The following is a 14545-nucleotide window of genomic DNA, read 5'->3' as shown; positions in this document are numbered from 1 at the left end:
CATCATAAAGAAAAACGTCCGCACGAGGCGGACGCTTCTCAGCGACAAACGAGCCTTATTTAACTACCTCCGGCCCCTTATCGGCTTATCGGCACGAGGCGTGCGCCTATTAAAACATTCGCTACTTAGGAGATCTTGCCTTCATGCGATCGCGCATCTCCCTCATCGTAGCGCCGTCATCGAAGTGAACCATGAAATGGCGTTGATCAGCAGGACACTCAATTCCATGTAGGGGGGGTGCCTTTTACCCAATGCTCCGGAACCGTCTTGACGGTTGCATTGCAGATGGGACAGTGCAACTCCCATCCTTCGCCAATAAGCTTTACCGTCTCAGCACTGGAAACCTTGCCTGCGATCAAAGACTTCATGGCTGACCTCCAAAAGGATATTTACCCTGAGGAAGATCAGGGTAGAGCTGTTGCACGTCGTTCCAAATGTTCATCCGCTCGTTCAATGGTGGCCTCACGCCGTTCTGGAACAGGTATTCGTTCCTAAACGCCTGATACTCCGTGTACTGAGTATTCTGCGGAATGCCATTGAAGAATCCGTTCTGATGCGTGGCCTCATGAACAATAGTGGACGCAGCATCCTCCGGTGAGGAGTGTAGCAACATATTCACTCGCACCTCATTGGCATTGGGGTCAAACCATCCCATGGATGCCATCTCTGGATCATTCACAAAGACCACATTGGTACCTTGGCTTTGTAGTCGCGCATAGCTCGCGGAGCCCACTGGATTATCCGCCAGGATTTGCCCCGTTCTGACAGAGAAATTCTTGTCTACAACGTTTAGCGATGGATCGAAAGTCAATTTTGATGCCGTGTTTTGAACTCCATCGTCTGCAGTCTTCTGAAAGGTGCCTCTCAAGAGGGAGGCAATCGATTCAAGGCCATCCTCTGCTGCGGAAACGCCCAACACCGCGATATTTGCCGCGACATTGAAGCGTGTATTTTTGACATCCGCAGCATTGATTGACGCCTGCGTGAATGGATTTGTGCCCTGCAGCACCCCTCCGTAGGAGGATGCGAAGAGGCCTCCCCAGAGTTGACCTATGCCATCCAGCACCTTCGGCGTCAGACGCGTTATACCGGCCATTCCCGGCGTATAAACCTCGTCGGCCACGGTCAGTGCATCAGCACTTGCTTGGGCGCTGTCGTACATCCTGCTTGCGAAGGTACTTGGCGTAGCGCTGAATCCCCCAATCTCCATCTGCGCGCCACCTGCATTCGTTGTCGGATACAAGGCATCGAAGTGATCCGGCATGGGGAGATCCGTAACTCCATTCACGGTAACCGGTGCAAGATCCGTTATGGCATTCCCTTGAGGGATAGGCAGAAGCTCCGAGTCATCGCCCCCTCCACTGGAATAGCTGACCTCCTGCTGATGCTCGGTCCAGCTAATGTGAGACCCATCGGCGCTCCATTTGAAGCGCGTCACGTCGCCAGGCTGCACTAGCGTGGGCTCATCGGTGGATTGCACCTGCGGTAAATTGCTCAATGGATCTTGTGATTGACCGCCATAACCTTCGGCCAAGGCAACGTTGCCATCGATCGCGCTGGCCATCGTGTCGCCTACACCCTGCCCGCCCTTAGTGAAGTCGAAACTAAAGCCCTGCTGCGCGGTGCTCGGGCTGTTCATTCCTGCGATAGCGGCATTCCCCAACGCATTCCCAAACGCATCCTCCAGAGTCTGGCCCCAACTAGCCACATGGTCGTCACCCAACAGCTTGGTGGTCTCGCGACTCACTCCACTGGACAGAATGCCCGCCGCCAGATCACTCCCGAACGACCCCGAGCTAAGCCCCATGCTCTGTAGTGGCTCGCTGACCAGACCCGCATCAGCGGTAATCCCCGAGGTGACCGCAGTGGAGATCAATCCAGCCCAACTGAAGTGCGACGCCTGACCGGTGACCTTCGAAACCAATGAATTACTTGCATATTGGCCTCCGGCCAGAAGCCCGGCGCCGACCGGCTCTAGATGACCTTGACTGTTGGCAACAATGGAGAAGTCATCGCCCTGACCACCAATCGCCCCGCCAATGCCTGCAGTCAAGCCCGACGCAAGGCCACTGGTGAGGGCCGCTGCCAGTGAGAACCCATGGCTGACGCCCATTGCATCGCCAGCCGCCTGCCCTGCCAAGCTCCCCACAAAACCACCGGCCGCGGCTGCGGCCATACTCGCACCGACCCCCGCAGAGCTCGCGCCAGTCATCGCCGCCGCACCGGCCGCCCACGTAGAGCTTGCTGTTGCGCCCATGGCTTCTGCTGCAAGCCCTGCCGTGTAAATGCTTGCAACGACGATAACTGCCGCCACCACAATCTCCGCCAACCCACTGCAATGACTCGACGGCGGCGGCGGAGGAGCCGCCGGCAAACTCGGCGTCGTACTGCCAATAATCTGCCCCGGGTTATACGGCTTGAACGTGGTTGATGTATTCGCATTCGTCGTCACCGACGGCACAGTGATCGCCTGCCCGACTACCAGGCCGCTATCACTTGTGAGTCCATTGGCGGCAGCAATGATGTACGCCAGGCTGCTGTTGCCGTAGACCGACTGGGCGATGCTTTCCAGCGTGTCGCCGGAGGCCACTACGTACTGCGTGGGGTTGCCGCTGCTGAAACCGGTGAGCGTGCCGGAGACGTTGATGTCGCCAGCTTCATCCATGTCCCCGATCTGTTGGCCGTTGGCGTAGACATAGTGGTCGGTGCCGTTGCCACCATTGGGCGTGAACGTGCTGCCACTGGAGGTGCCGGTGCGACGCTCAAGGATTTCTCCGGTAGCGTTATAGGCGAACACGCGAGTGACGTTCTGGGCGTTGCCGGCACCGTTCTGGCTGGTCTGCGAGACGGCGATGCGCTGGCCGAAGGCGTCGTAGTAACTGGTGTCGGTAGCGGGCAGATATCCGCTGACGGTCGGCGTGCCAGCCGTGCTTTGCTCCAGATAGCCATCCTTGCGGATGTAGCTGACGGTGTAGTTGGCGCCGTAGGCCGGATTGCCACCTGTCACGCCCGGCTGGTAGAAGCTGTAGGAGGTGACGTTGTCCTCATGGTCGAAGGCGGTGTACGTCGTGGTGGATGCCATGACGGCCTGGCCGTCGCTGGCGGTCGTGGGCACGGCCGTCTGCCCTTCATCCGGCATGGGGTTGCCGTTCTCCCAGATCAGGCCCAACTGGTGCCAATCGCGCGTCGGGCCGCCCCAGCTCACCTGCTGTGTTACCTGGCCATCAGCGTTGTAGCTTGTGGCCGCGCCATACTCGAGCCACCCGCCAATAGGCATGTACATGGTGCCGTTCGGCATGTCGGGCAGGCCTTGCTCCGGCTCGAGGGCATTGGATGCAAAGTAGTTGTTGTTACCGATCTGATGACCGTCAGCGTCATACCAATACTTGGTCTGCACGCCCAAATTGCTCTGGCCAATGGTCGTATCAACGAGGTAGTACGACTGCGCCAGTTCGTTGCGGCCGTCGTAAACCATCTGCTGGCTCAACAAGTCGCCAGCGTTGTAGGTCACGTTGTGGGTAAAGGTCGGGGTATATGCGACCGAATTGACGGAGTTACGGATGACGACGTTACCGGCGGCGTCGTACTGGTTCGCGAACGAGGGATCTTCGTACGTGCCACCCGTGAGCACGATCTGTCCATTGCTCAGCGCGCCGTTGTTCACGACGGTGCGATTGTCTGCGTCGTAGGTGAACCAGAAGCTCTGGAGGTCGGGCACACCAGCTTGCGCGGCCTGGACCGCTTGCACGGACTGCGCCTGCATCGCCATGGAGTTGACCCCGGTGGACTTGCCCTGGTAGCCGATGGTGAAGGTGATGCTGGTGGACAGGCCGTTGTTGGCGTCGGTGGCGGTCAGCGTGATCCCGTACGTCAGATAGCTGTCGCGCAGGATGTTGGGGTTGCCCGTGAACGTCAGGGTTGACGCGTTGAAGTACAGCCACGACGGCACGATCCCGCCAGTGGACGATGAGTATGTGTAGTTGATCGCCGCCCCTTGCGGGTCGATGAACTGGTTAGCGATGCTGATGGATACAGCCTTCGGATAGGCGAAATCAAAGAGCTTGCCGTTCATGGTGCCGACGTACTGCGGCGGCTGGGGCTGGGCGGAAACATTGACCGTGAATGTCTCGTATACGCCCGCGCCATGGGAGTCAGTGGCCCACATCGAAAACGTGTAGCTGCCGGGGGACGGCGGCGTGCCAGTGTAGGTGTGGGTGGATGCGTTGAAGCTCACCCAGGAAGGCAGCCCGGTCCAGCTTGAACCGTTCCAGTAGCCCGCCATGTAGGTGATGGCATCGCCGTTGGCGTCAACAGCGCCGGCCGGCTGATAGGTGAAGGCCTGGTTCTGCATCGTCGAAATATTGGTTGCGCCGGCAGTGAAGGCGGGCGGTACGTTCGCGACATTGACCGTAAGCGTGGTGCTGGCGGTGTTCCCCGAAATGGGGTCGCGCGCAGTGACCGTGATGTAATACGTTCCCACTGGAGCGGACTGACCGTTGTTGCCGAAGTAGCCATTGGTGTAAGTCATGAAGCTCGGCAGATTGCTCACGCTATACGTCAGCGTGTTGCCGGTGGGGTCGTAGAACACGTTGGACGGCATGGTGTAACTGAAAGCCGTGTTTGGCGTATACGTCTGCGCCGGCATGGGGTTGGCTACAGTAACAGGCGCATACGTATTGTTCAGGGTGAAGATGCCCGAGGCCGCACCACCCTGTGCATTGGTCGCGGTGATCTGGATCTGGTAGCTGCTGATCGTTGCGTAAACCGGGGTCGAGAACGACGACGTTTCGTACCTCATGGCCACCGGCACGCCAGTGACCGCGCCGGTTGAAGCATTGACACTCAGTCCCACGAAATTCATCGTCACCCACGAAGCAGCCACCTGGGTATCGATGGGCTCGCCACCCCGGTTGATGGTGAGCGTATGCGCCGGAATGAGCACCAAGCCTGTATAGGTGAGTGCTCCGCCATCCGACTCGGTGAACGCATTGGGTGTCAGCGGCAGGTTGAGCGACGCACCGCCAATGACGCCCGACTGGTTGGCCAGGTTGCCGTTGTAGACCGGCGGCGGCTGCACGTACTGGGCAACGGTAACGCTGAAATAGCCCTCGACGTACTGCCCTTGCGGATTCTTGCCCTTGACGTAGATGTTGAACGTTTGCCCCACGGCACTCTGTGGCGGCGTGCCGCTAAACGTGAGCGTGTTGGTGTAGAACGTCATCCAGTCCGGCAGTGGTGAGTCGTTTTCCGTGACCGGCTCGCCCGGAATGGTTTGCATCTGGTACGTGCCGGCTGTGTAACTCAGCGTGTCGCCGTCACTTTCGTAGAACGCGCCGGTATTGAAACCGAAGGCGAACTGGCGCGTGCCGTAGACCGTCTGGCTGCTGAGCGTGCCGTTGATGACGGGCGGCGTGGACTGCACGTTGAGCGTGAAGGTCTCCGTGGTCACGCCGCCATTGGCTGCGGTAGCCGTAACGGCAATGGTGTAGGTGCCCACACTGCCCGGCACGGGCGTGCCGGAGAACGCCAGCGTGCTGGCGTTGAAGCTGAGCCACGAAGGTAGTGCCCCACCGCCAGACTGGCTAGCGCTGTAGGTGATGGCGGCGCCGTTTGGATCGGTGGCACCCAGCACGCTGAAGTTGAGCGCGCCGCCCACGCCGCCGATCTGGTTGGCGGCGCCAGCACTGAACACCGGTGCCGCGACGGGCACGTTGACCACGACATTGGTGGTCACGCTCTGGCCGTTGACGTCGGTGGCGGTGACCGCCACCGTCCAACTGCCGGCTGTCGTGGGTGTGCCGCTGAATACACCATTGCTGTTCAACGACAACCAGCTCGGCAGGCCGGTGGCGCTGAAGGTCAGCCCGAAACCGACGTTGTCGGTGAACGTGCCACTGATGTTGGTATTCCAGTAGCTTCCCGCCGGTGCCGTCTGCGTACCAGGACCGCCCGTGGGCGGTGCGCCACTGCCACTGATGGCCGCGGCATTGCCGTAGGCGCTCTGCACGAACACCGCGCGACGGTTGCCGGCCGCGTCGTAGTTGTAGACGGTACGGGTACTGGCAACGCTGTTGTCCGGGTTGACCGTGGTTACCGTGGTGATGCGGTTATGGCTGTCGTAGTTGGTGCTGGTGGCGTTATGCACCGCCAGCCCGCCGCCATCCATGGTGTAGGTGGTGTCGTTGGTTTGGTTACCGTTGGCGTCGTACTGATAGGTGTCCCACTCGGAGGTCGCGCCAGCGACCTTTTGCGTGAGTTGCTGGACCTGTCCGTCCGCGTAGTAGCTGTAATCCTGCTCGCTGCCACTGCCGGTAAGCTGGCCCGGCACATAGCCTGGATTGCCCTGCCCGCTCGGCGCCCAGTTGCTGACCTGCTTCACCAGCAGGCCGGAGCTGGCGTCATAGGTGTAGGTGGTGGTGGCGCCGCTCAGGTCGACGTGCGACTGCACGCGACCGAAGTAGTCGTAGTTCCAGCTTTCCGAATTGCCGTTGGCGTCGGTGTAGCCGATCTTGTTGCCGCTGGCATCGTAGGTGTAGCTCTCCTGCCAACCGCTTTGATGCTGGATGGCGGTTTGGCTGGTCAGTACGCGATGCTGGCTGTCGTAACTGTAGTAGCTGGTATTGCCCAGCGCATCGGTGACCTGGATGCGGTCGCCGTTGGAGTCGAGTGCGTACGTCTGCTGCGCCTGCTGCGTGCGACCGTTGCCAGTGCTGTTGAGCAGGAAATCACCCTGCTGCACGATCTGGCTGAGCGCGTTGTAATTGGTGTAGGTGATGCGTGCGTAGGTGCCGGTGGCGGTGTTAGTCGGCGGGTTCTGCTGCGCGACGGCACGACCCAGCGAGTCGTAGCCGGTGTAGGTGCGATTGCCCACGCCATCCTGCGCAATGACCACGTTGCCCACCGCGTCAACGGCATTCCAGCTCTGATTGCCGTTTTCGTCGATGGAGCCGATCTGCCAGCCATCAACGCTGTAGTACCACTCCTTGGTCGGCTGTTGCCACGTGCGTACGCCGCTGGCCGACACGACAAGCACATTCGGCTCCACCTGCTGAATTAGGCGGTTTTGGCTGTCGTAGTAGAAGTGGGTGGTGTTGCCGTTTTCGTCGGTCTGCGAGCTGACATTGCCCCACCTGTCATACGTGAAGCGCTGGCCCGTGCCATTGCTGCCCGTGGACGCCGAACTGCTCGGCGTGGTGCGCGACACGACCCGACCATCCAGATCAAGGGTATTGACCGTCCAGGTGCGCTGGCTGCCACCCGTTACATAGATGCCATCCACACCTTGATGGCCTGCCAGGTCATATCCGTAGGTATGTATGGCGCCGCTCTTGGCATCCGGAGCCGTGCTGAGCTGACCCGCATTGTTGTAGGTGTACTGGGCCTCCAGACCGTTGTTGTCGCCGCGCGCAATCACTTCGCCGAACGCGTTGTACTGCACCTGCGAGTAGGTATCGCTACCGCCGACGCCACTGCGCTGCGTCACTGTGCTCAACTGTTGGTTGTTGGCGTCGTACGTGTAGGTGGTGGTAACGGCCACCGAGCCCGCATTGCCGGTGAGTGTCGAGCTCTGGGTTAGGACATTGCCATTGTTGTCGTACGTGGTGGCAAACCAGTTGCCCATGGTGTCCGACTCACCCGTCTGATGATTGAGTGCGTCGTAGAAATAATGCGTGACCTGCGACTGCGAACCCGCAGAAACCGTAGTCGTGAGCAGGTTGCCGAGTGCGTCGTACAGACTGGTGGTGACCGGGCTGACCGTGGTGTACAGGCTGCTGGTGGTCAGGTCTAGCGAGGTACTCGCCAACTGGCTCTGCCAGTTGTCGACCAAGACCTGACGCGAGGGCCCCGTGACGCTGATCACTCGACCGGCCGCGTCATAGGCAGTGGTCGTCGTACGTCCGTTTACGGTAAGGCTGGTGAGGCGGCCTTCGCCATCGTACCCATAGGTGGTGACGCTGCTCGCCGTGGTGGCGCCAGCGGACCAGTTGAACTGGCCAGCCGTACCACCCACTGCATCGTATTCACCGGTGTCGGACTCGCTGGTTTTGCGACCGATGGCGTCGTAGCCGTAAGCAATGACCCGGTCATAACCGGTGGCATAGGTGCCTGCCGCAGGCAACCCTGGCTGGGCGGCCGTGGTGAGGCCACTGGTACCAATGGCCTGCGCATACTGCGTGACACGGGTTATGCCGCCGAAGGCATCGTAAGCGGTCGTGGTGACGTAACCCACGGGGTCAACCGTCATCACCTGGTGGTTCAGTGCGTCGTAGTAGTTGTACGTGGTGGCCCAGACAGCCGATGAGCTGGTGGAGCCCACCGTCAATGCCGGCTGGATCAGTACAGCGCTGCTGGTCTGGTTGCCATAGGCGTCGTAGGTGAAGGTGGTTGTGGGCGAGCCGTTCGCCCCTTGCCCTGCCAAGGGACCCACCGTCAGCACGATGGCGATCGACGATTGCTGGACCTGGGTTTTCTGGTTCAGCTGGTTATAGGTCGTGGCAACGGTGCGATCGCTACCCGATGCAACCAGCCCTTGCTGCACCTGCGCCAGGCTTAGCGGCTGGCCGGCACCCCAGCCACTGATGGCGCCGACGTTGAGCGCGTTGGCGTAGCGCGTGGTGGTGAGTGCGTTGCCATAAGCATCGTACGCAGTGGCGGTAACGTAGCCATCGCCGTCGATGCTGTAAGCCAGTTCGCCATCGGCGTTGTATGCCTTGTACTGGTAGTGGCCGTCGGCATCCTGATCCACCACGGCCTGCCCGAGCGCGTTGTACGTCACATGCGTACTGGCCACACCCGCGTAGGTCGTGCTGGTTTGGTGATTGGCGGCATCGTAGCCGTAGTTTGTCGTGTACAGCGTGGTTACATGGGCCGAATCGGGACCGGTGCCCTGACCGATCGCCGTGACGTTACCGACGCTGTCGTAGCTGTAGGTGGTGTACAGATACTGCGTGGCGGTCTGGTACTGCTGCGTACTGCTGTTGTAACTGCCAACGGTGACAGCGGGGCTTTGCTCGAGCGTCTTACGACCCGCCTTGTCATAAAGCACGTAGGTCTGCTGACCGTCGCGATTCGTGCGGACAGTCTGCAGACCGGTGGCGTCGTACTGGAAACTTGCATTGGTGCCCAGCGCATCGCCCGTCGCGGTGACGCGGCCGGCGGCATCGTAGGTCGTCGTGGTCAGCCGTGCGCCACTGGTGCCGCTGTTAGCAGCACTCACCGCACTCGCCATCGAGGCTACCGTCGCTGTACCCGGCAGGGTGATGGCGTTGGCATAGGCGATGGTCGCGGTAACCCTGCCATCAACATCGTACTGTGTTTCGGTGACATGGCTGGTGGCGTCGACGCTGTAGCGCAGGCGACCGGCGTTGTCGTACACCTGCGCAGTGACATGGCTCGGTGCACTAGCCAAGGCCTGAGCCACACTACTGGTCGACCATTGCAAAGCCAGCGACTGGCCAGCCGAAAGCGTCAGCAGGCTGCCGTATTGAACGGCGGCAGTGACGCGACCCGCCGCGTCATAGCGCTGCTCGGTTACCTCACCCACAAGCTGGCCATTCACCGTGTTCTGTTGCACGGTGAAGCGCTGACGGCCATCCGCGTCGTATAGATGAAGCGTCGCCTGGGCGTTGGCATCGGTATTGCCGGCACCGCTGACCAAAGGAGCAAGCGAAGCCAACGCTGTGCCTTGCTGCAAGGCTGCTGCCGTGCTGGCGGAGACGGTGGCAGCGTAGGCGTAGGCAAGCACTTCGCTTACGCGATCCGCGCTGTCGTAACGCGTCTCCGTCACGTAGCCCGATGGATCGATGCTGTAACGCACCTGACCCTCGGCGTTGTAAGCGGTGTAGGAGACTTGATCCGCCCCCGTCGCCGTGAGATCGGCTTGAACCTGCGCGAGGCTTGGCGCACTGCCCAGCGCACTCAACTGTGCGCTCGTCAGCGGTGTGGCATACGCGTGCACGGAAGTGATGCGACCATCAGCGTCGTACGTCTTTTGCACCACGGCGCCGGTGGCGCCGACGCTCAGGACGGCCTCGTCGGCTTCGTTGTAAACGGTACGCGTGATGTTCCCATTCGCATCCGTGACGCTGGTGAGATTGTCGTTGCCGTCGTACGTGTAGCTGGTCGCGAGGTGCAGGCCGGATGGATCGACGATCGTCTGGCTCAGGCGCTCCAGGTTGTCGTACACATACTGGGTAGTCCGTGCTGCACTCGTGCCCGCGCCCACGGTGACAGTGAGCTGTCTGCCGGCACCGTCGTACGTGTAGGTGGTGGTGAGGTTGAGCTTGCCGGTACCGGCATCCTGCACCTGGGTTAGCACATGGCCGTCGGCGTCGTAGCTGTACGCGGTCACCGAACCGGTGGGATCGGTAACGCTTAGTTCGCGGCCTTCACCGTCATAAGCGTAGCTCGTGACGAGATTCAGGCCTGACGGATCGACCGTACGAACCAACACGTGGCCGCTGGCATCGTAGGTGTAGGTAACGACGTGGCCGGTAGCGTCCGTCGTCTGAGTCAGGTGGCCGTCCGCGTCGTACTGATTGCTGCTGAGGTTGCCCAGCGCATCCTTGGTGGTGAGCAGATTGCCGTCGCCGTCGTACGTGTAGGTGGTGACGTCGCCGGCACCGTCCGTGACGGTCACCACATCGCCAAAGGCATCGCGCACCGTGGTCACGGTGACGCCATCGGCCGTGGTGACGATGGTTTTGTGATTGGCCAGGTCGTACTGGTACGTGGTGACGTTGCCAGCACCATCGGTCGTGTACATCACGCGATCAAACGCATCGTAGGTCGTCTGCGTGGTGCGTGTCGCGCCCTGCACGACCTGCGAGGAACTTACCTGGCGGCCGAGATTGTCGTAGCTGTAGGTGATGGTGTTACCGCGCGCATCCGTCGCGCTTATCAGGCGACCAAAGGCGTCGTAGGCGTTACTTGTACTGCTGGCAACGGCGCTGCCTGCACCATCCGTTTGGCCAGTGCGCTCGCCACGCGCGTCATAGGCGTAGGTAGTGATGGTGCTATTGGCCGCGGCCAATGCGTTACTGGGGCCACTCAACTGCTGTTGCTGCTGTATCAGGTCACCGAAGGCGTCGTAGATGCTGGCGGTCTGGTAACCGAGTTGATCGATCGTGCCGGCGACCTGGCCGTCGAGCGTGTAGGTATAGGTTGCAGTGCTATCCGTGGCCGGGTTGGCCAGCGCAGTTGCCGCAGCGGCCACCTGCGCCGTGGTCGCGTTTGCAGCATTAAGTGTGCTGCCACTGCTTGTGCCGGTAGTAAGTGTAAGCATGCCGGCGTAGCGACGCGTGCTCGCCACCTGGCCGAACGCGTTGTAGGTATAGGCGACCAGGTCGCCATTCGCATTGAGCGTGGCACCGCTGGGCTGACCCTGCACCGTGTATGCGACGCGACCATCGGCGTCGTAGTAGGTCCAGGTGGTGTTGCCCAGGGCATCCGTGGCTGTGGTGCGCTGGCCCAGTACGTTGTACGTATACGTGGTGACCTTGCCATTGCCATCCGTAGCAGTGGCGACATCGCCGAAGGCGTCATAGGTGGCGCTGGTTGTGCGTGCGCTGCCCTGACCACTGGTAGGCGTGCTCGTCTTGGACAACAACTGGCCGACGGTGTTGTAGCTGTATACGGTTACCGTTCCATCCACCGCGGTGAGCTGGGACAGCCGCCCATCGGCGTCGTAAGCACTGGTGGTCGATTGGGTGGCGGGCGATGAGCCGAGCAACGCCACGAGAGCCGCGGTGCTCTCGCTGCCGGTGAGGGAGCTGAGCTGCGCGGAGGTCAGCGCGGTGCCGTAACGCGTATCGACAACGGTGTGCGCGGTCTGGTCATAGGACGTCGTGGTCAGGTAACCATCCGCGTCGATCTGCGCAACAACCTGGCCCTGGTCGTTGTAGTACGTACGAGTGGTCTGGTCAGCCGGATTCGTGGCGATGTCCGCCTGCACCGCAGCTAGCGCCGGCGCGGCACCCAGGGCAGTTAGCTGGGCAGAAGTCAGCGCAGTGGCGTATGCCGTGGTCTTTACGATTCGACCGGCCGTGTCATAGGTTGAGACGGTGACGTAGCCGGCAGCATCGACGCTCGCCACCGGACGATTGTCGGCGTCGTAAATGATGTGCGTGGTCCGATCGTTGGCGCTAGTGACCAGGTCCGCCTGCAAGGCGCTCCAGCTCGGGGCTGCACCAAGACTCGTCAATTGCGTGCCGGTCAGCGCCGTGGCGTAGGCCGTGGTGCCAAGCGCATTGCCCTCACCATCGTACGCGGTGGTCACGACGTTACCCACCGCATCGATGGTGGCAATGACGCGACCTGCTGCGTCATATAGCGTGTGCGCGGCACGGTCGTTTGCGGTGCTCGTGGGCACCGGCAGGCTAGCGGGGTAGCTGCTGGTAAGGGCGCCGCCACTGACCCAGCCAACGGTGCTGAGCAAGGTCGCGTACCGCGTGGTGGCGATGACATGCCCATCTGCGTCGTACGTATAGGCGATCACCGCGCCCGTTGCGTCCACCGTACCGGCAACGCGGCCATCCGCATCGTAAAAGGTGTAGCTGACGTTGCCGGCCGGATCGATGGTCGCCACCGCCTGCCCGGCAGCGTTGTACAGATACGACGTGACGCGACTGGCCTGCCCGCTGGCCGATTGAGTGCTACTGACCAGTTCGCCGGCACTGTTGCGCACCTGCGTGGTGATCAGGCCATTCGCCTGGGTGATGGCCAGCTGGTTGCCGCTGTCGGTATAGACATAGCTGGTGACGTTGCCCACCGGATCTGTGCTGCTGAGCAGGCGACCAAGGCCGTCGTAGGTGTAGCTGGTGGTCTCCAGGGTGGTGCGGTTGCTACCGCGCGCCGTCGCACTCTGTAGCAGGTGCCCCTGGGCGTCATAGGTGAAGCGGGTGACCGTGGCGCCGACATCGCCACTAAGCGTGCCCAGCCCGCTGCTATTGAGCACATCCCACTGGATTGACTGGCTCAGCTGGCCGCGTACGTCGTAGCTGTAGTCTGTGCGCACCATTTGGCCAAGCACAGCTTGTACGTTGCCGCCCGCCACCCAGCCCTGCAGTTGCGCCAGGGTCGGCGGCGTGCTCGGACTCAGCCCTGCCAGGGCGTAGCTCACACCCACGTATTGCTTGGTGCTGGTCAGCACCGTTAACCCACTGCTGGTGCCGTAGTCGTGCTCGGTGACGTTGCCCACCGGGTCGATCACATAGTTGAGGCGATCGCTGGCGTCGTACACGTAGTACGTGGTCTGCGCACCGCTGGGAGCCACGTAGCCGCTCTGCCCGGGCACGCCCTGGGCAGCCACGCTGTAAGTGGTCTGGCTGGTGACCTGGTTGTCTGCGTTATAGGTGTAAGTAACGGTGTGACCGGTCGAGTCTTCCGCACTCAGGCGATTACCGTTGGCATCGTAGGTGTAGCTAGTGATGCCGCCGTTGGCGTCGGTGACCTGCAGCACGTTGCCATTGGCGTCGTAGCTGTACTGGGTGGTTGGGCTGCCGCCGTTCACGGCCGGCGCCGCCACCTGCACGAGCTCACCGGCGGCGTTGTACGTGTAGGTGGTGATATTGCCGAGGCCGTCGGTCACCGTGGTGGTGTCGGTGACTAGGTTGTAGCCCAGCGTGAGCGTTTGCGCCGCGGCGCCCGTACCAGTGGTGATGGTGGCGACACGTTCGGTGCCATTGCTGTCCGCGGCGTAGGTGTAGCTGACGGTGGTGCCGTCACTCTGGGTCACCGAGGTGACACGGTCGCTGGTGCCGTCGTAGGTATAGCTGGTGCTGTAGCTGGCGGTACTGCTGCTATGGGTGTCCGAGGCCAACGTGGTGGTGACCGTCTGCAGGCGGCCCTGGCTGTCGTAGCCGTAGGTCACCTGCTGGCGCACGACGGCGGTACTGCCGCCCGGCGGAATCTCACTGATCGTCAGGCTGGTCAGAGCGCCGTTGGTGTATCCCAACTGCAGTTGATCGCCGTCGCTGGCGGTGATGGTGTTCAGAGTGTTGCTGGCGTTGTAGCCAAAGCTGTAGCTCGCGCCGGTCTCCGGGTCGCTCAGGGTCTGCAGCTGGCCACTGGCGTTGTAGGTTTCCTGCACGCGACTGGCGCCGTCGGTCCAGGTCCAGTTAGACGTGGTCGCGTTCCATGACAACGTATCGCCGGCGCTGCTTTGCCCTTGGCTCACGTATACGCCCAGGGTGGCGTTGTAAGCGTAGGTGACGGTGGAGCCGTCATCGGCAATGCGCGAGAGCGTGCTGCCTGCGGTATTCAGGGTGCCGGTGACAGCACTCAGGTTGCGCGTAAAACCAAACAACCACCCCTGGTTGCCGCTCGCTTGCCCGAGGCTGTTATAGGTGCGCAGCAGATTCAGAGGGAGCCCGTCGACGATGAGGCCTTCATCGGCGTTCTGCAGCACCAGGTTGCCGGTGGCCAGGTTGAGGTATTGACCGCCCCCGGCTTGCCCGATGGACGCCTGTCCTCCTGACGTTTGCCCCAACTGGGTCAAGGACGTGTTACCCAGACCCAGACCGTTCCCCGAAATGACTGCGACCAT

General features: G+C 61.4%; 2 protein-coding genes. Both read right to left on the bottom strand.

From position 1 onward, the window contains the following. Positions 1–218: 218 nt before the first annotated feature. Positions 219–368: a hypothetical protein gene (locus DYST_RS02830; RefSeq protein WP_239949886.1), complete on the bottom strand. Its 150-nt coding sequence runs from the start codon at positions 366–368 to the stop codon at positions 219–221. Further along, complete coding sequence (locus DYST_RS02825) at positions 365–14545, bottom strand: putative Ig domain-containing protein (RefSeq protein WP_239949885.1); 14181 nt, start codon at positions 14543–14545, stop codon at positions 365–367. The genes DYST_RS02830 and DYST_RS02825 overlap by 4 nt, the downstream gene beginning before the upstream one ends.

It is taken from the genome of Dyella terrae, assembly GCF_022394535.1.
In the GTDB taxonomy this organism is placed as follows: domain Bacteria; phylum Pseudomonadota; class Gammaproteobacteria; order Xanthomonadales; family Rhodanobacteraceae; genus Dyella.
Note: the sequence above shows the minus strand (reverse complement) of the source record. Positions and strands in the feature narration are given on the sequence as shown.

Excerpts from the sequence above, each read along its gene's own strand:
- DYST_RS02825 (WP_239949885.1), bottom strand. The coding sequence starts at position 14,545 with ATGGTCGCAGTCATTTCGGGGAACGGTCTGGGTCTGGGTAACACGTCC.
- DYST_RS02830 (WP_239949886.1), bottom strand. The coding sequence starts at position 368 with ATGAAGTCTTTGATCGCAGGCAAGGTTTCCAGTGCTGAGACGGTAAAG.